At 40.7% G+C, this 23,412-nt stretch carries 17 protein-coding genes; 14 read left to right on the top strand and 3 right to left on the bottom strand.

Going from position 1 to position 23,412, the window contains the following annotated elements; translation table 11 throughout:
- The first annotated feature begins 10 nt into the window (after positions 1-10).
- The 4 genes from AC0L13_RS15310 to AC0L13_RS15295 all read left to right on the top strand — a co-directional run bounded on the left by AC0L13_RS15310 (position 11) and on the right by AC0L13_RS15295 (position 6,070).
- Positions 11-1,408 (top strand): NCS1 family transporter, encoded by a 1,398-nt coding sequence (locus tag AC0L13_RS15310; protein ID WP_473641068.1) that lies wholly within the window; start codon positions 11-13, stop codon positions 1,406-1,408.
- A gap of 331 nt (positions 1,409-1,739) precedes the next feature.
- Positions 1,740-3,209, top strand: coding sequence for an allantoin permease (gene allW / locus AC0L13_RS15305; RefSeq protein WP_473641066.1), 1,470 nt, complete (start codon positions 1,740-1,742; stop codon positions 3,207-3,209).
- Positions 3,210-3,282: 73 nt separating this feature from the next.
- Positions 3,283-4,641, top strand: coding sequence for an allantoinase AllB (gene allB, locus AC0L13_RS15300; protein WP_473641064.1), 1,359 nt, complete (start codon positions 3,283-3,285; stop codon positions 4,639-4,641).
- Between the two features lie 85 nt (positions 4,642-4,726).
- The gene (locus tag AC0L13_RS15295; protein ID WP_473641062.1) at positions 4,727-6,070 is read left to right on the top strand and encodes an allantoinase; all 1,344 of its coding nucleotides are present in this window, start codon (positions 4,727-4,729) and stop codon (positions 6,068-6,070) included.
- A 45-nt stretch (positions 6,071-6,115) separates the two neighbouring features.
- Here AC0L13_RS15295 and AC0L13_RS15290 read toward each other — a convergent pair whose 3' ends face one another.
- Positions 6,116-7,759, bottom strand: a complete 1,644-nt coding sequence (locus AC0L13_RS15290) for a PucR family transcriptional regulator (RefSeq protein WP_473641061.1) — start codon at positions 7,757-7,759, stop codon at positions 6,116-6,118.
- Positions 7,760-7,963: 204 nt separating this feature from the next.
- Between AC0L13_RS15290 and AC0L13_RS15285 the strand changes: the two genes are divergently transcribed.
- On the top strand, positions 7,964-8,932 hold the full coding sequence (locus AC0L13_RS15285) for an oxamate carbamoyltransferase subunit AllH family protein (protein WP_473641058.1): 969 nt from the start codon (positions 7,964-7,966) through the stop codon (positions 8,930-8,932).
- Positions 8,919-10,295 carry a uracil/xanthine transporter gene (locus tag AC0L13_RS15280; RefSeq protein ID WP_473641056.1) on the top strand — a complete coding sequence of 459 codons (1,377 nt, stop codon included), beginning with the start codon at positions 8,919-8,921 and terminating at the stop codon, positions 10,293-10,295. The genes AC0L13_RS15285 and AC0L13_RS15280 overlap by 14 nt, the downstream gene beginning before the upstream one ends.
- Before the next feature lie 299 nt (positions 10,296-10,594).
- Here AC0L13_RS15280 and AC0L13_RS15275 read toward each other — a convergent pair whose 3' ends face one another.
- Entirely contained in the window at positions 10,595-11,464 is an 870-nt protein-coding gene (locus AC0L13_RS15275) for an alpha/beta hydrolase (protein WP_473641053.1), read from the bottom strand.
- 111 nt (positions 11,465-11,575) lie between these two features.
- On the opposite strand from AC0L13_RS15275, the gene AC0L13_RS15270 reads away from it, so the two are divergent.
- Entirely contained in the window at positions 11,576-13,234 is a 1,659-nt protein-coding gene (locus AC0L13_RS15270; RefSeq protein WP_473641051.1) for a PucR family transcriptional regulator, read from the top strand.
- Positions 13,235-13,799: 565 nt separating this feature from the next.
- On the opposite strand, the gene AC0L13_RS15265 is transcribed toward AC0L13_RS15270, so the two are convergent.
- Positions 13,800-14,261: an NUDIX hydrolase gene (locus AC0L13_RS15265; RefSeq protein WP_473641047.1), complete on the bottom strand. Its 462-nt coding sequence runs from the start codon at positions 14,259-14,261 to the stop codon at positions 13,800-13,802.
- Between the two features lie 616 nt (positions 14,262-14,877).
- Here AC0L13_RS15265 and allC point away from each other — a divergent pair.
- The 7 genes from allC (at position 14,878) to arcC (ending at position 23,378) form a co-directional block, all read left to right on the top strand.
- Positions 14,878-16,128, top strand: a complete 1,251-nt coding sequence (gene allC, locus AC0L13_RS15260; RefSeq protein ID WP_473647046.1) for an allantoate deiminase — start codon at positions 14,878-14,880, stop codon at positions 16,126-16,128.
- Between the two features lie 61 nt (positions 16,129-16,189).
- Complete coding sequence (gene allE / locus AC0L13_RS15255; RefSeq protein ID WP_473641045.1) at positions 16,190-16,954, top strand: (S)-ureidoglycine aminohydrolase; 765 nt, start codon at positions 16,190-16,192, stop codon at positions 16,952-16,954.
- 24 nt (positions 16,955-16,978) lie between these two features.
- Positions 16,979-18,028 (top strand): ureidoglycolate dehydrogenase, encoded by a 1,050-nt coding sequence (gene allD, locus AC0L13_RS15250; protein ID WP_473641043.1) that lies wholly within the window; start codon positions 16,979-16,981, stop codon positions 18,026-18,028.
- Between the two features lie 56 nt (positions 18,029-18,084).
- Positions 18,085-19,134 (top strand): ureidoglycolate dehydrogenase, encoded by a 1,050-nt coding sequence (gene allD, locus AC0L13_RS15245; RefSeq protein ID WP_473641041.1) that lies wholly within the window; start codon positions 18,085-18,087, stop codon positions 19,132-19,134.
- A 120-nt stretch (positions 19,135-19,254) separates the two neighbouring features.
- Positions 19,255-21,003: an acyl-CoA synthetase FdrA gene (gene fdrA / locus AC0L13_RS15240; protein WP_473641039.1), complete on the top strand. Its 1,749-nt coding sequence runs from the start codon at positions 19,255-19,257 to the stop codon at positions 21,001-21,003.
- Positions 21,004-21,068: 65 nt separating this feature from the next.
- A complete protein-coding gene (locus tag AC0L13_RS15235; RefSeq protein WP_473641037.1) occupies positions 21,069-22,343 on the top strand; it encodes a YlbE family protein in 1,275 nt (424 codons plus the stop codon).
- A 96-nt stretch (positions 22,344-22,439) separates the two neighbouring features.
- The gene (arcC, locus tag AC0L13_RS15230; RefSeq protein ID WP_473641035.1) at positions 22,440-23,378 is read left to right on the top strand and encodes a carbamate kinase; all 939 of its coding nucleotides are present in this window, start codon (positions 22,440-22,442) and stop codon (positions 23,376-23,378) included.
- Positions 23,379-23,412 lie beyond the last annotated feature (34 nt).

Raw genomic sequence — 23,412 nt, 5'->3', positions numbered from 1 at the left:
GGTATGGCAAATGTCTGCAGTTAATGAAAATTTTGATACACAAGCTGCTCAGATTCAACAAGCTTCGAAATTGGACGAATCACTTCATCCAAAAGCCGATAGCGAAAGAACCGTCAAGCCAAAGGACTATATTTTTATGTGGATTGGTGATGGGGTTAACTTAGGAAATATGACGCTAGGTGCCAGCGTAATTGTTGCGGGAATTGCAACATTGAACATCTGGCAGACACTTCTCGCAGCTCTAATTTCAATTGGGATCATTTCGACTGTTTTCGCGTTAAATGATCGCGCCGGCTATAGAGAAGGTATTCCATACGTTGTTCAGCTTAGAATGTCATTCGGAATTAAAGGAACAGTCATTTCGTCATTATTACGCGGAATACCTGCCATCGTCTGGTACGGGGTTCAAAGTTGGATTGGCGGAACTGCCTTGAATGAAATCGCGAAAATTGTTACGAATGGATCATTTGATAATATTGTTATATGCTTCATAGCACTTCAGTTAGTTCAGATTGTTCTTTCACTCTTCGGGTTCCATGCGGTTAAATGGGTAGAGACGGTTGCTTCTGTTGTGTTCATGATCGCGCTTGTTTATGTTTTCGGCCTTCTTATGACATCACATACAGCCGAGATTTCCCAAAACTGGGTACAAGCTAAAGGTTCATGGGGCTTACCGTTCTTCGGTCTTATCATGGTATTCTTAGGTAACTATGCAGGTATTTTCGTAAGTGCTGCGGATTATTCCAGAGAGCTTAAAACTGGTTTAAGCAATAAAAAGCGTGGAGCACTATACTTTGTTCCAATCACTATTTCATATGGCTTTGTTATTGTAATTGGAGCAATGCTTGCAGCTGCGACGGGCGTAACAAACCCGGCACAAGCGCTTCCAATCATTCTAGATAATGACTATGTTTCAGTCTTTGTTTCTATATTTATCGTCATTGCAGTAATTGCAACAAATATGGTGGCAAACATCATTCCTCCAGTATATGTCATTACAATGTTGACAAAATTAAAGTACAAAACTTCTGCAATCATTACAGGATTGCTTGCGCTATGCGCATTCCCTTGGTTGCTTGTACAAGAGTCTTCGGCAACTGGTTTGAATATGTTCATTCTCATTTATTCTGCATTTTTAGGACCGGTTATTTCAATACTAATCGTCGAGTATTACATCTTAAGAAAACAAAGAGTGAATACTGCAGAATTGTACAATGAGGAAGGATCTTTTAAAGGATATAACCCTGCAGGTTTGCTTGCTATGTTTATCGGTGCAGCTGCAGCGTTTATCGAGGTTGAGCTAGCTTGGATCATCGGAGTAGTAGTGGCAGGAACAGCTTACTATCTTCTATCGAAGTATGCGTTTAAAGGATCAAGTTTCAAAAAAGGAACTATCTTCGAGAAATAACAACTTTTTGAACTACCTCTTGGAGAACATATCTTCTAGGGGTAGTTTTGTTTGTTTAAAATGCACAACCGTTTATTTAAAGTGTATATAATACCAACATTCCTTATCCATTATACATAATATAAGTTACTTCTTTTGGTTAAGTAACCTAAAGAAGTACAGCTTTTTATTCTGTATAATGATGTTGTCCACTACTAATATTATAGTAATAAAATATATTGGGTTTACAACCTCTTGTTTAATCGAGTACGCAAAACATAGAAAAACTACTTCTTGGCGTATGGAGCAAAAGGTCTCAATAGTTTGTGGCAACAGTTAAGGAGGAGTTCTTTTGAGTCTTTTTGATAGAGAGAAAGCAATGTCAGCTGGATATAGTGCCGATGTTCTGCCGACAAAAGAAGAAGATCGTAAATGGGGCGTAGGGAATTTTTTCACTGTTTGGATGGGCTCCGTTCATAATATTCCAAACTATATCGCCATTGGCGGCCTTTTTGCTTTAGGAATGTCAGTCGGACAAGTTTTTGCTGCAATAATGGTTGCTTCTGTAGTCATCGCAGCGATGTTAGTTCTGAATGGACATGCGGGTTCAAAATATGGATTGCCGTTTGCGATGCTTCTTCGTTTATCCTACGGGCCGAAAGGGGCAATGATTCCAGGCGTTTTAAGGGGAGTCATTTCCGCAATTATGTGGTTCGGTTTCCAAACGTATGCAGGAAGCCAAGCGTTATCCATCTTAATCGGTAAGCTTTGGCCAGACTATTTAACATTAGGCGGAGATTGGAGCCTTTTAGGATTATCCTTGCCGGCTTTGATTTCGTTTTTAATCTTTTGGTTGTTTAATGTTGCTTTAATTTATGGAGGAATGGGCTTCTTAGGGAAGTTTACAAATATCCTATCACCACTTGTGTACATTGTTTTTGGAGGAATGGCTATTTGGGCCATTAACTTGGCAGGCGGAATCGGACCGATTTTAGCGTATACCGGTTCAGGAGTAGCAGGTAACAAAATCGTCATCTTTATCGCCGCAATCACAGCTGTTATTGCAGCGTGGGCAGCACCGATTGTAAACGTCTCAGATTTCACGAAGCTTGCGAAATCGACGAAGACGCAGGCGATTGGACAAACTGTCGGCCTTGTTGTGGCATATATATTGTTTGCAATTGCAAGTATCGCGATAATTGTTGGATCTGAAATAGCTTTCGGGACACCGATCTGGAACGTGCTTGATGTTGTAGCTCGATTTGATGGAACATTCGCGATCGCGATTTCTGTTCTTACACTGTGCTTAACAACTTTATCTGTTAACGTTACAGGAAATATTGTGCCTGCTGGTTATCAATTAGCATCTCTATTTCCAAAAAAACTTACTTTCAAATCAGGTGCAATCATTGCAGCGATCATCGGTATTCTCGTAATGCCATGGAAGTTGATGGAGAGCGCAACGAGTGTTTTCACTTTCTTAAATATTGTCGGCGGGATATTAGCTCCGGTTACCGGAATCATGTTAGCCCAATATTTCATCATATCTAAAAAGAATATTGATTTGAATGCATTATATGATGCGAAAAAGGGAAGATACCATTATAAAAAGGGTTTCAATGTCAATGCGATTTTAACGACAATCATTGCCGGTGTTATTTGTTTGATTGGCAATTTCGTTCCCTTTTTAAAACCGCTTTATGATATGTCCTGGTTTGTCGGAATCATCGTTGCTTTTATCCTTTACACATTGCTTGAATTGCCACATAGTAAAGGAACTTTATTTGCAAAATCGCCAACATTGAATGAAGAGAATAGTTAATGCGAAAGAGGCAAAACTAATATTTGGCGAAAAAATGGTACGTTAAAACATGATAGTTGGAAGGGGAATTCAAATGGCTTTTGATGTAGTTATTAAAGGTGGAAATGTTGTATTGCGTGATGGTGTTTACAAAGTTGATATTGGTATTAAAGATGAAAAGATTTCTTGCATAGCTGAAAACATTACAGATGATGCAAAAGAGGTCATCGATGCAACTGGTCAATACGTTATGCCAGGAATGATTGATACACATGTACACATAAGTGAACCCGGACGTACAGAGTGGGAAGGTTTCGAAACAGGATCGAAATCGTTAGCTGCTGGCGGGACAACGAGCTATGTTGAAATGCCGTTGAATGCCCTTCCTGCAACAACTAACAAAGCTGCGTTAGACCTGAAATTGGAAGCGGCTGTTGACCAAAACTACGTAGACTACGCATTTTACGGCGGACTTGTCCCTGGCAATGTAGATAAGCTAAAGGAAATGTCTGACGCTGGCGTTCTTGCTTTCAAATGTTTCTTGTCTGATATTACAAGTGATATACCGGATGACTTCGTAAATGTGGATGATTTCACATTGTACAAAGGTATGCAAAAGCTGGCTGAATTGGATCAAATCCTATGCATCCATGCTGAAAACTCAGCAATCCCATCTGGCCTTGCCAAAGAATTTGCAAGAGAAGGCAAAAACTCCGGGGTGGAATATGCGGAATCTCGTCCTATCTTCACAGAAGTGGAAGCTGTTCAACGTGCAATCCTTATCGCGAAAGAGACTGGCTGTAAATTGCATCTTGTTCATATTAGTACGTCGGAAGCAATCCAAGTGATCTTGCAAGCGCGCAGAGAAGGCGTAGATGTAACAGTTGAATCATGCCCACATTATTTTGCATTTACTGCTGAGCAAGTTGACGAAATCGGCCCTCGTGCAAAATGTCAGCCGCCGATCAGAAAAGCAGAAGACCAAGCAAGACTATGGGACGAACTTCTCGCTGGAAACATCGACTGGCTAACTTCCGACCATTCACCATGTACGGAAGATTTGAAGCAAGGAAATCTTTGGGAAGCTTGGGGTGGAATTAGTGGTGCTCAAAACAACGTAGACCTTATGTTTGATTTGGCAGTTAAACAACGCGGACTTCCGGTTCATAAATTTGTTGACTTGATTGCAACGCATCCTGCAGAACGTTTCAATATTTCCCATAAAGGTGAAATCGCAGTTACGAAAGATGCGGATATCATTTTGGTGGATCCTAATCAATCATATACAGTGAAAAGAGAAGACCTTTACTACAAAAACAAACATAGTGCGTATGAAGGCAGAAAAATTGACTGCCGCGTGACCAAAACAATCGTCCGCGGAAATGTTGTATTCGATTTAGAAAAAGGAATTGTCGGAGAACCAGTTGGAAAATTGATCTCTGCTAACCGTTAATTGAAAGTCGAATAAGATAGATGATCCCTTTGTCATTGTCTGAGACGACAATGGCAAAGGGAAAATTGTGATGGGGGAATGAAAAATGACTACATACGATTTGATCATTAGAAACGGAAAGATTGTCACAGCAGATTCCATTGTCCAAGGAGACATTGCGATTACAGATGGCAAAATTAAAGAAGTTGGCCAATCGTTACAAGGTTCAGCTAATCGAGAGATCGACGCAGAAGGGCTTCACGTATTGCCTGGATTAATTGATACGCATGTTCACTTCAATGAGCCAGGAAGAACAGAATGGGAAGGGATTGCTACAGGTAGCCGAAGCTTAGCTGCCGGAGGAGCAACTTCTTTCTTTGATATGCCATTGAACAGTACGCCTCCGACGATCAATAAAGAAAACCTTGATTTGAAAAAGGCATGCGCTGACGAAAAATCAGTTGTCAATCCGTATTTCTGGGGCGGCCTCGTACCGGAAAATATTGCGGATCTGAAAGAACTTCATGAAAATGGCGTTATCGGATTCAAAGCATTCATGTCGCCAAGCGGTATTGCTGATTTCAATCATGTTGATGATGAAACGATCTTCAAAGGCATGAAAGAAATCGCTTCTCTTGGATCTCTACTTGCAGTTCACGCTGAAAGCACAGTTATTTGTGATCAGCTTGCTGCAGATAAACAGAAACAAGGGAAAACAACTGCAAGAGATTTTGTTGAATCTAGACCGATCATTTCTGAAATTGAAGCTGTCAGAAGAATTATCTCTTATGCAGAAGCGACTGGCTGTAAAGTACATGTCGTACATGCGAGCAGTAAAAAAGTCGTTGACGTCATTCAAGCAGCGAAAGAAAGAGGGGTCGATATTACAGTTGAAACATGCGGGCATTATTTAGCGTTAACTGTAAAAGACCTTGAAGAAAAAGGCGGTTTGGCGAAGTGCTGCCCTCCATTGCGCGACGAAGACGAAGTCGAAGATCTATGGACTGCAGTCGCTAACGGTGAAATTAACGTTATCGCATCTGACCATTCACCAGCGCCGGCATCTATGAAAACAATTACAGATAACTATTTTGAAGGCTGGGGCGGCATCTCAGGTGCACAATCAACACTCAACATCATGTTGACTGAAGGATATTTCAAACGGAATCTTACTTTAGAGAAAATCGTTGCGCTAACTGCAACAAACCCAGCGAAATTATTCGGACTTGAAAACAAAGGAACAATTGCAGAAGGCTATGATGCTGATATCACAATCGTAAACTTGGACGAAAGCTTCGAACTGAAAAACGAAGATCTTTTCTATCGCCACCAGCACTCACCATATGTTGGCATGACGTTCAACGGAAAAGTGAAAACGACTATTGTCAATGGGGAAGTTGTCTTTGAAAACGGTGTTATCACTACTGAAAAAACAACAATTTCTCAATAAAATGAATAAAAACCAAAACCCGGCTCGCACCGGGTTTTGGTTTTTTTATTCTTTTTCTTTCAGAATAGATCCGATCAATAATGCAACGCGAATACGCAATGAATGGGCCGGGTCGCGGAATGAGCAATTTAGTATTTCTTCCGCTTTCTCGATACGGTATTTCACTGTGTTTCGGTGGATGTACAAGCGGCGAGATGTCTCAGAAATCTCACATTGCGAATCCAAATACACTTGAATTGTTTTGATCAATTCTTGATTTTCTTTTGTCTTCGGATAGGCGAGGGACTTTAATGTATTTTCATACAATGCTTTTAAATCTTTTTTCGGGATCGTATTTAATAAATCTTCAAGTTCCTTCATTTTATAGAAGTTGATGAACCCGAGCATGTTCATATCATACCCGCTCATAATTGCTTCACAAGCTTCGGAATAAGCGGTTGTAATATCTTTAATGGAATGAACTGTATTGCTGACGCCGAAAGAAATTGAATAATCGCCTTGCAAGCTCTCCTGGCATTTATTGACGAATTCGGTTACTTCATAGGGATCTGCTTCGTTGCCATCGGCATATTGCAATATCATAACGAAGTATTTTTCCTTCGTGAATAAAATCCCTTCCATATCGCTTTGAACGATTTCATCTTCAAGCTGATCATAAATACTATTGTACAATTCCCCTGCTTTTTTCTCGTACAATTGAAGATCCTCGTAATTCTGTCCTTTTTGATCGACCGTACAAACGATACAAATATTATTCAAATCCTCGTTCAAACCATAATAATTGGCACGGCTCAATATTTCTTCATCAGAGTGAATTCTATTTTCAATTAAATCATCAAAGAAATTGTTTTTTAACAGCCGAGAATTTTCCTCGATAGCCTGTTCTTTAATAATTGTAAACGTAATAACGTTGCCTGCCTGTTCAATCGCCATCTGTGAAGATGGGTAAGGCAAAGTCATAGAATCGACGATGACGAGCATGCTTGGATGCTGTCGTTTTGTTTGCACAGGAAAAGTGGAGATCGACTGATGCTCTCTAGACGGAATATTGAATGTTAAACCATCTCTCGCTGAAGGCAAATCTTCCTTCACTTTTGTAACGATTTCTTGTTCGACGATTTTCATGGAATCCATTCGAAAATCATGGCTATGGGCAATTTTTTCTCCGCGATGATTGAGTAAAAGAGTCGGACGCGATAGGAAATGGCCTAATTGCTCAATGAGCGCTGTTAAGCTATAGCCTTTAATCATCATATCAGAGAATTCTTTTTGAACGTGTAATGCATAGTAAAGCTGCTCAGATTCAGCATCATTCAAGTAATTCAAGATGTGGCGAGAAACTTCACCCAATGTATGTTTTGTCGGCAAGTCGATAATCGGAAATGCAAGATCGTCCGCTAATAATTTAACTTCTGGCGGCAATTCCTTAAAGAAACGATTAATTTTAATGACAAGGCCTGAACAATTTAATTCATGCATTTGTCTAATTAACTCACAGAACATTTCCGGGTCATCTTTAAACGCATAACCGGTTGAGAGAAGCAAGTGGTTTTCGGATAAAAAATTGATGACATCAGGCGTATCGGATATATTTACGAACTGTACGTTTCTTGTCAAACCGCGATGGCCTGCAAGTACGATGCTATCTTTCATACCTTCCAATATGAATAAATCGTTGATTGTTTTCATAAGAATAACCTCATTTATTAAATCCCTATAGGAAATTTCTATTCCTTCACTTCTTCATTTTACGTGAAAAGTATACAAAAATCAAGCTGTAATTTGTTCATAGTAAACAATGAAATTTCCGATTGATAGCTGTAAAATAGAGTAGATATGAGTAGAAAAGGGAATGCTATTTTTGTGGATATACTCTAGATTTGGGGTGAAAAAATGTTTTATTCAACGGATATGAATTCAGAGCGTCATAATGGAGCGTTTGTACTGAATGCTTTTTCAGCGAGCGATGAAGTTGCCCGTATCGTTAAAACAAACCCAAAAGGTCATGTCCATAGTGTTTTCAATACTAGTTTCAATTTAGCTTTTGGCGAACAGCTTGTCCACATTGGCGCATTGGATAATGGGCTCGCTCCATTCGGAATTGGCATGGAGCAAGCAAATGCGCATGTACTTACGAAGCTCCTTGCAAGCAATTTGGAAGTTTCTTGGGATGAAAAATCGATGTCCCTACTATTTCCGAAAGGGATCATTCTTTCATTAGGACAGGTAATTTGGAAGAATCACGAACTGCGGCCATATGAATATCAATTAGAAAGTCTTCAAGATAATTTTGAGTTTCTAGCAGACAAGCTTCTTCAACCTAATTGGCAAACTGGGTTAGCGGAGACGGAGGAAGAAAAAAAGCAAATCATTCATTATATACTAGATCCTTCATCGGCCACTAACAATATTCCCGTCTTAGAACGACTGGATAGTTTGAAGAATCTTGTCTATGAGCATGAGTCTAATTCGCAAACTGTCTTTGATTATTGGATTGGTAGAGGATTGGGGCTTACGCCTAGCGGAGACGATTGTATAACTGGTATTTGTGCGGTCCTTTCAGCTTTGGATGGAGCAGACCAAACTTTTCTGCAAAAGCTAGAACCTTATTTGGCTGAACACGGCCAAAAACGGACGACGCATATCGCTCTGGAATATCTTCTCTATGCAACCGAAAACAAATTCCATTCCCATCTTCTAAAGTTATGTTATGTTTTAGATAAACCGCGTGGGCCTGAATTTTTGAAGGCTGTCGAAGAGATGAAGGAAATTGGGCATACGTCTGGCACAGATACATTAGTAGGTGTCTTAATCGGTATGAAAGCTGCCGTTATGCATAAAAGGAAAGGTGATTGTTATTAACGGGTTATTAAAATCAAGTAACTGGATCTCGGGCTTACAATGGCTCTTTTTTATTTTCACGAATATCGTTGTCATCCCGATCACTATCGGAGCGGCTTTTCAACTTTCTCCGGAAACGATTGTCAATATGCTACAACTGTCATTTATCGTGACAGGCCTTGCATGTATTATTCAGGCGTTTTTAGGGCATAAGCGGGCCATTATGGAAGGGCAGTCCGGACTGTGGTGGGGAGTTATTTTAACGCTTTGCACAACAGCTGCGGCTCAAGGGATGCCTTTGCCTGTTCTAGGGGGCAGCTTGACAGTCGGCATTCTCATTACTGCGGTTATTACATTTTTAATTGGTGTAACTGGACTTGGGCCGCATCTCGCTAAGTTGTTCACCCCAGCGGTAATGGGTGTATTTATGTTCTTGTTCGGATGTCAATTGATCGGCATCTTTTTAAAAGGGATGCTCGGTATTCCTTTTGGCAACCAGACTGAAGGTGCGCATATCGATCTATCCATTTCATTATTGTCGATCATTATTGCAATTCTTGTCATCGTCATTAGCGTAAAGGCGCCTTCAAGCGTCCGCCGCTACGGCTTGCTAATCGGGATCATCGTCGGTTGGATCGTGTACGCACTCATCTTTAAACCGGAAAGCCCAATTAGCGAAAATACAAAGTTTGCTCTTGAATTATTCCCATTAGGAAAGCCTGCATGGGATATGGGAATTATCATTACGACTATTTTAGCTGGATTGTTAAACACAGCGAACACGTTTGGCGCATTAAAAGGAACGGAAAGTATGTACGAGGTGGAAACGACAAAGTCTGAGTACAGAGCATCGTTTACGATTACAGGTGTTTTCACGTTGATCGCAGGTATTTTTGGCCTCGTTCCAAACTCACCTTACGTTTCGTCGATCGGTTTCTTAAGTCAAACAGGTATTATTAAAAGACTACCGTTTATTCTTGGTGGATTCATGTTCCTCATCATGGGACTTATTCCGCCGCTTGGCCACTTTTTCTCACAGCTGCCGTTAAGCATCGGTAGCGCAGCGTTATTTGTTTCTTATTTGCTACTATTAAATTCTTCGTTGAATTTCCTTAAGCAAGTTCGATTCAATACGGTCAATGTGTATCGTTCTGCAGTTCCATTGTTCGTCGGAATTATCATCATGACCCTTCCCGCTTCTTATTTCATTACGATTCCAAGTGTTATCCGTCCGTTGCTTAGCAGTGGATTGCTAGTAGGGATCATTTTAGCCCTACTACTTGAAAACCTATTCAATTGGGATAAATACGGAGTAGAGGATAACGCTGAGCAAAAGAAAAAAGAAAGTGCGCTTTCAGACGAGACTGTTATGAAAACAAAATGATTGGAACAAAAGCGCAGAGCGCCTGCCTAGTAAAGGTTCGCAGTCTAAGAACGCCGCGTCCTGAGGCAACGACTGCATGACCGGCATCCTGCCGGCCTCTGGCATAAGGCGAAGATGCGGCGTGGCGCTTTTTGCCACAGAGCAGATTTGACTTATGACCCGAGCCAATCGAACTGCGAAGGGTTCGATTTGCCGTATTTCTGCGTTCTTGGCAGAAATTAAGGCATCTTTTTGGCGCTCGGAGTCTAGACGTAAAGAAAAAAAGGGCTTGAGAATTTTCTCTAAGCCCTTTTGACGTACTATAAGTTGTTCGTTAAGAAGGCGATGACTTCTTTAAAAGCATCTTGGACGATCGGACTTTCCCAATCTTCATCGAATTGATGCTTGCCTTCTGGGATTGTTATGAGTTTATTGGCAACGCCGTTTTCCGTTAACTTCTCTGCCATTAAGACGGATTGCTCGTACGGAACGTCATCATCTTTCGTACCGTGAAGGAGAAGTGTAGGCGGATAATCCGCTTCGACATGGAATAGTGGGCAGTATTTCGAAATTTCGTCTTTCCATACAACGGGAATCAGTCCAGTCAATTCTTCAATCCAGACGCCGCTTTGTCTTGCATACATGTAAAGGGCATACCGCTTTTCAATCGGGCCGACTGAAATGATATCATTCGTGACAAGCGATTTGGCAAGTTCCCTTGGTACATTTGTCATATTTGAATAATGAGGGCTAGGCTTTATTGCCCAATCGCCTGTAATATCGCCATACCCGTAGAAAGAGACGATCGCTTTCGGCTTATTCGTGAATGTTCCGGTTAACAATGCTAGGTATCCGCCTGCGGAGCTTCCGATAACAGCCACTTTTTCTGGATCATAATCAAACTGTTTTGTGCCTTCATTTTCAACCCAATGAAGGGCGTCGATAAGATCCTGTTGAATGGCTGGAAGTTTAGTTTCCGGCGCTAAACGATAATCAATCGAAAAGACGTTGAAGCCGGCTTGCGTAAATAAATCAATCTGTTCAGTTTTCATATCTTCACGCGATCCCCATAGAAGGCCGCCGCCATGGATAAAGACAATTAATGGACGAGACTTGTCTGAGGCAGGGTAATAATCCCCTTTCAGCTCGAAATTAGGTTCCTGTTTATAGATGATTGTTGTTTTAGACAATGATGTCACACTTCTTTCTTCTTTTAGATATGCTTTATTTTTATATTGTATAATAAGATGAATATGATTTCGAGAAATGGACTTTTTAGTTACACGGAAAGGACTGGGCAAATGGAGTTTAAAGTTAAAGACTTACTAGCGATGGAGCCCATGAAGAATGCTGAAGTTTTAGGCGGACAAAACTATATTCATAATGTAATTGAAGGCGTAACCATTATGGAAGGACCTGATATTGCAAAATGGCTTAAAGGTGGGGAAGTAATCTTAACAAGCCTTTATTCGATTCGTAACTTTAATGACAATGAAATAAAAGAGTTTATTTCAAAATTAGCCGAAAAGAGAGTTAGCGCCCTTGTTATTAAGAAGCATAGCGAGACAATTTCCGATCGATTGCTTGAAGTGGGCAAAGTGTTTAAAATGCCGATCATCCAGCTTCCGCAAGAGGTTCCATTTGTCGATGTCATGTATCCGATCATGGGTGAGCTTTTCAATAATCAAGTTACAAAGTTGCAATACTATAAAGAGATTCATGACCGGTTTACAGCACTATCTCTTGCCGATAAAGGCCTTGAGAAAATTATTCATACGCTTGAAGAGCTTATTGGAAATCCAGTTGCCTTGTTTGATAGGAAATTTACTTGCATCGTTTCGACATATCCTGAGCTGGAAAACTTCGAAATGGTCGAGAAAGTTCACTTTTACGAACAAACATCAGGGATAAAATTTCCGCATTACCGGCAAATAGTAAAATATCCTGAATTGGATAATATAAAAGGGCATCAAATTGTTGTTCCAATTGAGACGTTAAACCATAACAAAATGTATTTGTTAATCGGTGAAATTAATAAATCACTAGGAGAGCTTGACTTAATAGCTGTTGAAAATGCGGCGACTTCATTATCTCTTGAATTAGTGAAACAGTTTGCGGTTGCTGAGGTTGAAAAGAAATATAAAAATGATTTAATTGAAGAGCTCATTAGCGGGAAAATCCAATCTATCGATGCCGTGTACGAAAAGGCGAACGTGATCGGATGGGATTTCACCGGGTCTTTTGCGGCGGTACTCTTCAAAATCAATCGTTATCCAGAAAATATACCAAATCAAAAGAGCGGCTTTTCGGATCGTAGCCATTTCCTGGTGCACGAGGCAATTCATCATTATTTGCCAAACGGCATTATTTCAAATAAGAGCAATCTGTTCATCGTCCTTTGGAAAGTCGAGAAGTCTAGCAAAACCGAGTCTTCGTGGATGAACGAGATCAAGAAAACTTCTTGTGCGATTCAAACGGTCATTAACGAACAAGTGAAAGATATTGGCGTTCAAGTTGGGATCGGTAGTGCAGTAAGTGATATTACTGAAATTCCGAAAAGTTATAGAGAAGCACATGATGCGCTAGACTTAGGCGAAACGTTGAACGGCTTAGCATCGATTACCGCTTTTTCGGAATTAGGGATTTTTAGACTACTCCGCTATGTTAAAGATTCCACTGCATTAACTCAATTCATTCCACATTCTTTGAAGGAATTGCTTGATTACCAGCAAGCGAATCAAGCAGATCTATTGGAGACATTACAGACCTTTTTGGAATGCAATCAAAACGCAGCCCAAACGGCTAAGCATCTTTTCGTTCACTATAAGACTGTTGTTTATCGTTTAGAAAGAATCAAAGAAATAACAGGAATGGATTTTGATGATTCAGAAGAAATGCTGTCTGTGAGAGTCGGACTTAAGATTTACGAACTTCTTCAACGTGAAAACCAAGAATATTAAAAGAGGCGGCCAAATGTGTAACGGGTTCGGTTGATGGGGAGAAAATACGAAAACGTAACCCAGTTAACAACCCATTTAGCGTGCAATTTGAAACCGAATTAACAGTAGAAAAAGTAAGAAAAAATGCTCAAGCATAGAAGCCTGAGCATTTTTTTATTCAACAATCACACCCGTTAACGGAATAGTATATGACACGTTGATTTCCGCTTCAGGCGGACGCGTTCCGGGGGGCGGACGGTGAGCCTCCTCGGTCCGCTTCGCTCCCCTGCGGGGTCTCACCTGTCCCGCTTATTCCCCCAGGAGTCGCCGCCTTCCGCTCCAATCAACTAAGAATCTACTTTTTAATTTTGAACCTTAAACAGCGCTCCTTTATACAGGAAAAGCGTCCGATACAGTATTGAATTAGGCTCCCCTTTAAGGAAGACAAGGATATTCAACTGAATATCTGTAGTATGTCGATTCACCATTCTACATTTTTTTGCATTGCTTACTGCTACAATGGAATATGAAGGTTTACCTATCAGTACGGACAGCACTGACGAATGGCGAGATATTGGAATTAGATTTATTTTATTACCGGCAGACTCACTTGGCTTACCCAATCTTGAATGAATGGCTCTTGGATTGGAAGCAAATGTGGTAAGTTATTACGTGAAAAGAATCGGTGTTCTTGACTTTCATCATTGTTATGAATTAACTCTCCTGAAAAACTAATTGAATGGAAAATAACTTGGACGCTGAATATTTTATCTCCATTTGGATATTCTGAAAATCCTTCTTCACCTGAATAGAGTCCAAACAATTGTAATCGTTCAGCTATCAATCCAGTTTCCTCGAATGTTTCACGCACAGCAGTTTCAAGAAATGTTTCCCCAGGCTCCATGACTCCCCCTGGTATTCCCCAGATATCCCTATCTTTCCTATGTTGAAGTAAAATCTGGTTCTCTTTTTCAATAATAATCCCACAACCCACAGTCATTAGCATTTCATTTCCAATTAATTTACGCATTGTTTGAATATAACTCATGACTTCCCCCTTATCAGGTCTCTTACTTCATTCTTTCTTATTTAACAATCTGGATAGTTTGTTGAACAAGCCTACTTCTTATATCTCTATTTTACCATATATAACTTGTTACCTTCAGTGTTTTCAGTTATTTCCAAAACAATCTCCCTCTTCCAACTCACATGCTTATTAGCAGTACAATTAGCACGGTCATTCGTAACGGCACATAATTTTATGTGATGTTGCGAATTGCTACGCTAATAGCTATGTCAATTCATCCGAATTATAAGACATAACGATGATATATCGACAAAAACAGGGACACCAATTCATATGAGAATTGCCCCCAATCGGTGTGTTATTTACTATTTTCTCCCCTTGTTCCGAACCCGTTACCAAATGGACTGCCTCTTTTCATTGTTCATTATCCAATTTAGATAATTATAAGATGAATCTTTATCTAACTATGCTAAAGACTATTTTGTTTAGAACGTTTACAATGAGTGATGGAGCTAAAAGGCCATCAGTAGATGAAAAATAATTCATTGCATACTATCCGCATGAATTACAAACAATAATTAGCGTTTATAAAGAAATTTACATAGCTCGGAAAAGGGTGGTGAAATAGGTGAACGATATTAAAACTACTATACAAAAGCTTGAACGTCTTGACGAAGAAACAGCTGGCAAGCTCGAATGGCTAGCTGAATTCGGAAAAGATCCTGAAGGTGGAGTTTCTCGTTTACTCTATACAAAAGAGTGGGTTGAAGGTCAACACGCGTTGAAAGAATGGATGGAGAACGAAGGCCTGGAAGCTCGATTTGATGAAATCGGTAACTTATTCGGAACATTAAAAGGGACAAAGACAGATGAAACAATCTTGACTGGTTCCCATGTCGATACTGTGAAGAACGGCGGCCGTTTCGACGGAGCATATGGAATTGTAGCCGGAATCATAGCGTTGAAATATTTGAAAAAACATTTCGGCCAACCTTTACGCAACATTGAAGTCGTTTCGATGGCTGAAGAAGAAGGAAGCCGTTTCCCATACTCGTTCTGGGGATCGAAAAACATTGTTGGATTAGCGAAACGTGAAGACGTTGAAACAATAAAAGATTTTGAAGGTGTCCCGTTTGTAGAAGCAATGACAAAGGCTGGTTTTGCCTTCGGAGACGCTTCAAAAGGTCCACGTGAAGATTTAAAAGCGTTTGTTGAAGTTCACGTTGAACAAGGAAGCGTTTTAGAAATTGAAAAAACGGATATTGGTGTAGTGAACAATATTGTTGGGCAAAGACGGTATACGGTTGAAATAACAGGTCAAGCTAACCATGCTGGAACAACACCAATGGGTTATCGGAAAGATGCTGTATTTGCAGCGAGTCATATGATTCATGAAATCATTTCGATGGCTAGAAAAATCGGTGATCCGCTCGTAACGACAGTCGGAAAAATCGAAGCTTATCCAAACATCGTAAACGTTGTACCTGGAAAAGCGATTTTCACAATTGATGTCCGTCACACTAATAAAGAAGCAATTGTTTCATTTACAGAGCAAATGACGGCTAGAATGCAGGAAATTTCAACTGAACACGAAGTTGAAATGAATATCGATCTATGGATGGATGAAGATCCAGTTCCGATGGATGAAAGAATCGTTGAACTTATTGAGAAACAATGTAAAGAAAACGGTTTGAACTACAAAGTAATGCACAGCGGCGCAGGACATGATTCACAAATCTTTGCTCCTGTCGTACCGACAGCTATGCTGTTTGTGCCTAGCTTAAAAGGGATTAGCCATAATCCTGCTGAATTTACAGAGCCTGCCGATTTGGCAGAAGGCGTCAAAGCACTTATCGGTGCTCTTTACGAATTAGGTTATAAAGAATAACAAGTTTTTCGATAGTCAGGTGTACACCTGAAATTATATACAAATAGAGGAGAATGTAACGATGGGTTATCCAAAAGATTTACTTTCAAGCAGATCTATTATTAAGCCTGGTCAATATGCTCTAATCGCACCAGAGGGATTAGTAAATAATGTGATTCCAGGATTTGAAAATTGCAGAATCTCCATCTTAGGTTCACCAAAACTTGGTGCAAGCTTTGTCGACTATATCGTCACTATGCACGAAGGCGGAAAGAACACAAAAGGTTACTGCGGTGAAGAAGATGTACAAAGCTTTGTTTACGTTATTAGCGGTAAAGTGAAAGCGAAAGCGGACGATGAAGAATTCATTCTTGAAGAAAGCGGCTACCTATATTGCCCTCCAGGCGTAACAATGTATTTGGAGAACTTGGAAGCTGGTGATTCACGTCTATTCCTTTACAAGCAAAAGCACAACCCGCTAGAAGGGAAAAAACCTTGGGTTGTTTCCGGTCATGCAAACGACATCGAGTACATGGACTACGATGATATGACAAACGTTCATCTTAAAGATCTATTGCCATTAGATCTTGCATTTGATATGAACTTCCATATTCTTTCATTTGACCCTGCAGCAAGCCATCCATTCGTTGAAACACATTACCAAGGCCATGGTGCATACTTACTATCAGGTGAGGGTATGTACAATCTAGACAATGAATGGATTCCAGTTAAAAAAGGCGATTACATTTTCATGGCGCCATATGTGCATCAAGCAGCTTATGCAGTTGGTAGAGAGCCATTGACATACGTTTATTCTAAAGATTGTAATCGGGATGCATCACTATAATAATCCCTAAAAAGAGGTGTCATGATGAGAGTAAGTAGAGAAGACTTAAAAGGTCTAATCAAGACGAAGCTTCATAAAGCGGGTCTTAAAGAAGAACATGCTGACGTCGCGGCGGATGTACTAACGTTTGCCGACGAAAGAGGCATCCACTCCCACGGCGCAATGCGTGTGGAATATTATGCTGAACGTATCGCGAAGGGCGGCATGAATACAAACCCGGACTTTAAGTTTGAAAAAACTGGCCCAGCGACAGGCGTATTCCACGGAGATGGCGGAAATGGCCATACAGCAGCGAAATTAGCTATGGACGAGGCCATTAAAATGGCTAAAGAAAGTGGAGTTGCCATTGTTGGCGTTCGAGATATCTCTCACAGCGGAGCAATTTCTTACTTTACAAACCAAGCAGCAAGTGCTGATCTAATCGGTTTCTCCGTTTGCCAATCTGACCCGATGGTCGTACCATTTGGCGGTGCTGAACCTTATTATGGTACAAATCCAATCGCTTTTGCTGCACCAAGCAGCGATGGCAGAATGATTACATTGGATATGGCGACGACTGTACAAGCTTGGGGTAAAATTCTTCATGCTCGTTCTAAGAATGAATCAATCCCTAATACATGGGCAGTTGATGCCAACGGTGAACCAACGACTGATCCGATGAATGTAAATGCATTATTGCCGATTTCAGGACCAAAAGGTTACGGACTAGCAATGATGGTTGATGTTCTATCAGGGATTCTTCTTGGACTTCCGTTCGGTAACAAAGTTTCCTCAATGTATGAAGACTTATCTGAGTACCGTAAATTAGGTCAACTTCATATTGTCATCAACCCAGCGTTCTTTACAGGATTAGTTGATTTCAAAAATGATATTACTCAAACAATGAGTGATCTAAACGGAATCAAGCCTGCACCTGGCTTCTCGAAAGTCCTTTATCCTGGACAAAACAACGACGTTGTTATCGAGGAGTATAAGGAAAACGGCATCGAGATTGTTGACGACATTTACGAGTATTTAAAATCAGATGTCATCCATAATAATCAATATGATCATAAGAACCCGTTCGCTGAGTAATATTCTTTATTCGAATATAGATATACCGGTTGAAAAACTTAATAGGGGTGTGTGGAATGAGATTAAGTAGTGAGCAATTGAATGAGTTAATTACAACAAAACTGCATAAAGCAGGATTAACTGAAGATCATGCACGTGGCGTTGCAGACGTTCTTGTTCATGCGGATGCCAGGGGAGTTCACTCTCATGGAGCAATGAGAGTAGAATATTATGCAGAACGAATCGCTAAAGGCGGACTTAATGCAAATCCTAATTTCACATTTGAAAAGACAGGTCCAGCTACAGCTGTTTTTGACGGTGACAACGGAGTAGGACATGTCGCTGCAAAGTTAGCGATGGACGAAGCGATTCAAATGGCTAAAGAAAATGGAGTAGCAGTTGTCGGCGTAAAAAGAATCGGACATAGCGGTGCCCTTTCTTACTTCGTACAACAAGCCGCAAATGAAAACTTGGTTGGCATTTCAGTATGTCAATCGGACCCTATGGTTGTTCCGTTCGGCGGGTCAGAGCCTTATTATGGAACAAATCCAATTGCTTTTGCAGCACCAGGCAAAGACGGCAAACATATTACATTTGATATGGCAACAACTGTTCAAGCTTGGGGCAAAATACTTCATGCTCGATCAAAAAATGAAACCATTCCTGATACATGGGCGGTTGATAGCGAAGGACATCCTACAACCGATCCATTCAAAGTAAATGCTCTCGTTCCGATTGCAGGTCCTAAAGGATATGGACTTATGATGATGGTTGACGTTCTATCTGGAATTTTGCTAGGACTTCCATTTGGAAACAAAGTTTCTTCCATGTACCATGATTTAACCGAATATCGAAATCTTGGACAGCTTCATATCGTAATTAATCCAGAATTCTTCGCAGGGTTGACTACATTCCAAGAAAGCATTGCGACGACTATGCAAGATCTCAATAACATTAAACCGGCTCCTGGTTTTGACCATGTTTCTTATCCTGGACAACGAAGTGCTGAAAGGGAGAAACAGTACGAGGAGAACGGAATTGAAATTGTAGACCATATTTATGAATATTTAATTTCAGACGTAGTGCATAACAATTCGTATGATAATAAAAGCCCTTTTGCTAAGTAAACCTTTATAAAGGGTGGTCAATTTGCGGCCACCCCCTTTTCTATGCCGATTTTCCGTTGGCGTCTTTGATATTACGTAAAGAATGTAGTGAAAAAATAACATTAAGAGGTGCGTGAAAACATGCTTTATACGATCGTAAAACAGAACTCCTACCAGGATTCAGTTAACCTAATGCTTCTCACAAACAAAATTTCTACAATGGAAGGCATCATCAAAGTTCAAATCATGATGGGAACACCTGCCAACAAGGATATCCTCAAGGCTGCAGGCCTTTTCACTGAAGAACTTGAAAGTGCTGCGTCCAACGATATGTGTATCGTTGTCGATACAGAACAAGAAGAGAAAATTCAAGAAGTACTCGATGAAGTGGATAACTATCTAAGCAACCAAGCAATTAGTGCTGGTAAAGAAGCTTTCGAAACAGTTAACTCATGGGATAAAGCTGTAAATGCACTTCCAGATGCGAATATTGCGATCATCTCTACACCAGGCCAATATGCTGCAGAAGAAGCAGAAAAAGCGCTTGACCGAGATATGCACGTTATGATCTTCAGTGACAACGTAACAACTGAAGATGAGCGCCGCATTAAAGAAAAAGCACATGAAAAAGGTCTTCTTGTTATGGGACCAGATGCTGGTACAGTAATCGTTTCCGGTGTTCCTCTTGCATTCGCAAACGTTGTAAAAACAGGGAAAATTGGCGTTATCGGTGCTTCCGGAACAGGTATCCAAGAAGTTACGACTGAAATTGACCGTCTAGGCGCAGGTGTGAGCCATGCAATCGGTACTGGTGGACGCGACCTTTCTGACAAGATCGGTGCAATCACAATGTTGGATGGCCTTAAAGCATTGGCGCAACATAATCAAACAGAAGTGATCACACTTGTTTCTAAGCCACCTGCAAAAGAAGTTCGTGATGAAGTTGTACAATTGCTACACAGCATTTCTAAACCGGTTGTTGCGATTTTCCTTGGAGAAGAGCCACATAACCATGAAGGAAATGTGTACTATGCAAACACACTTGAAGAAACAGCAGCAATTGCTGTCGATCTTGTAAAAGGCAATCCAATTAAACCAAATTACAACACGCTACATTCAGATGTACCTGCAGTTGACTTGAAGCCAGAACAAAAAACGATCAAAGGTCTATATTCAGGCGGTACGCTTGGGTATGAAGCAGCTACGTTGATCAGCAGAGGCTTGAACCTTGGAGAAACTGACCATGGCCAAGCTGGTTACCTTCTAAATGCGGACGGTTTTGAAGTAATTGACCTTGGTGATGATATTTACACACAAGGAAAACCACATCCAATGATTGATCCGGATACGAGAATCCAATTCTTCCAAAAAGCTGCTCAAGACGAATCAACAGCAGTCATCCTATTTGACCTTGTTCTTGGCTATGGCGCACACGAAGATATGGCTGGCGCATTGCTTCCAGGCATCGAAAAAATTCAACAAGAAACAAAAGCAAATGGCAAAAACATTTACTTCGTTGCAACTGTTTGCGGTACGGATCAAGACCCACAAGGCATCGATGAGCAAAAGGCGAAACTAGAAAAAGCTGGAGTTATCATTCGTGATAGCAACAACCAAGCTACTCTTACTGCTTTAGCAATGCTAGGCATTCAAGTTGAAGAAGGAACAAAAGAAGTAGTTCCTGCAACAGTAGAAGCTGGAAATGTTGACTTTACAGTTTCAGAAGCAATCCAGAAACTATTGTCTGAAAAACCGAGCGTTGTTAACGTTGGTTTGAAGAGCTTCACTAATTCGGTTACTGCAAACGGTGGCAGAGTTGTTCAATATGACTGGCGTCCAGTTGCTGGCGGAAACCCAAGACTTCGCAAAATCTTGAGCCTTCTAAAATAAGCATAAGCAGAAGCTTTAAATAGGTAATCTTTATAGAAATATTGATTTTTCAGGAGGAAACCACAATGTACGGACAATTTAAAACAATTGATGAAGCAAACCGAGCGGTTATCGATAAAATTGTATCAAGCGCACCATTTTTAAATGATGTAGTTCCAGCGAAATCAGTTATTGAAGAATTAAACGGGAAAGTATTACTTCATGCTGGACCGCCTATCAAATGGGAAAACATGACAAGCCCAATGCAAGGATCATGTATTGGTGCTACATTATTTGAAGGCTGGGCAACGAATGCTGATGATGCACGTACTATGCTTGAAAACGGTGAAATCGAATTTATTCCATGTCACCACGTAAACGCAGTAGGTCCAATGGGAGGAATTACATCCGGAAGCATGCCTGTTCTCGTTGCGGAAAATCGTGACGGCGGAAACCGTGCATACTGCACAATGAATGAAGGAATTGGTGCAGTACTTCGTTTCGGTGCTTACTCAGAGGAAGTAATTAACCGTCTAAACTGGTTCAGAGATGTTCTTGGACCAACACTATCTAAAGCTCTTCAAATTAAAGGTGACGGCCTAAACGTCAACGTTATGATGGCGAAAGCAATTACAATGGGTGACGAATTCCACCAACGTAACATTGCAGGATCACTTATCTTCTTAAAAGAAATCGTTCCATACATCCTACAAACAGATGTAGATGAAAAAGACCAGCAAGACGTTATTCAATTCCTTGCTGACACAGATCAATACTTCTTGAACATTGCTATGGCTTCTACAAAAGCTGTAATGGATTCAGCAAGACAAATCCAACATGGTACAGTAGTAACAGCAATGTGCCGTAACGGATATGAGTTCGGAATCCGTATCGCAGGTATGGGTGACCAATGGTTTACGGCACCAGTTAACACGCCACAAGGTCTATTCTTCACAGGATATGATCAAGATATGGCTTGTAAAGACATGGGTGACAGTGCAATCACTGAAACATTTGGTGTTGGTGGATTTGCAATGATCGCTGCTCCTGGTGTTACACGTTTCGTAGGTGCTGGTGGTATGGACGACGCAGTAACTACAAGTAATGACATGATGGATATTTGTATCGATCACAACCCGAACTTCTCTATTCCTACTTGGGACTTCAAAGGTTCTTGCCTAGGAATCGACGCTAGAAAAGTTGTCGAAACAGGAATCGAACCGATTATCAACACGGGTATCGCTCACAAAGAAGCTGGCGTTGGGCAAATCGGTGCGGGTACTGTTCGTGCTCCATTGGCTGCCTTTGAAAAAGCGATCGATGCTTACGCAGTGAAGCTTGGTCTAATCGAAGCGGAATAATGGATTTAAGTGGAGAGGGATGGATGTAGGCTTGTTCCTCTCCTCTTTTCTCTTGAAAATGAAGTTTATTTTTTCTTACTTAAAGGAGAGTTAGCGATGAGCAAAAAAATCGTTCTTGCCATTGGCGGAAATGCAATTATTAAAGAAGGTCAAAAAGGAACACTTGAAGAGCAACTTCAAAACATCAATGAAAGCAGCGGCCCAGTACTTGATTTGATCGAACAAGGAAACACAGTTGTTATCACGCATGGTAACGGTCCGCAAGTCGGCAATACATTAATTAAAAACCAAATGGCTGAATCAGTAGTTCCAGCGTACCCATTAGATGTATTGGACGCTGAAACACAAGGGAACTTAGGTTATCTGATTCAACAAACATTCAGAAACAAAATGATCGAGCGCAATATTAACAGACCTATTGCGACAATCGTTACACAATCAGTCGTTTCCCAAGATGATCCAGCTTTTGCAAATCCGACGAAACCAATCGGACCTTTCTACACGCAAGAAGAATTGGACAAAATCCTCGAAACGGAAAAAATCTCTTACATCGAGGATAGCGGACGTGGATATCGTCGTGTTGTAGCTTCTCCAAAACCGGTAACAATCGTTGAAAAAGACGCAATTCAAGCGCTACTTGACAAAGAAATCACTGTCATTACTGCTGGTGGTGGCGGGATCCCTGTCACTGAGGAAAACGGCGTGCTGAAAGGTACAGACGCAGTTATCGATAAAGACTTCGCAAGTGCATTGCTTGCTGCGGAAGTAAATGCAGATTACCTATTCATCTTAACAGGCGTTGAGCAAGTGGCAATCCACTTTGGTACTCCACAACAACAAAACCTGCTTGAAATGACAGTTGAAGAAGCACTTCGTTATATGGAAGAAGGCCACTTCCCGAAAGGAAGTATGGGTCCAAAAATCGAAGCAGCAATCATGTTCTTGGAAAAAGGCGGCAAAAACGTTGTCATCACATCGATCGACAAACTCCAAGACGCACTCGAAGGAAAAACAGGTACTCGTGTAACTCTATAATATAAACAGAATGGCAGCTCTAGTAGCTGTCTTT

It is taken from the genome of Sporosarcina sp. QA0331, from assembly GCF_055808055.1.
The sequence above is the reverse complement of the archived record's forward strand: the minus strand, read 5'-3'. Positions and strand labels throughout refer to the sequence as shown.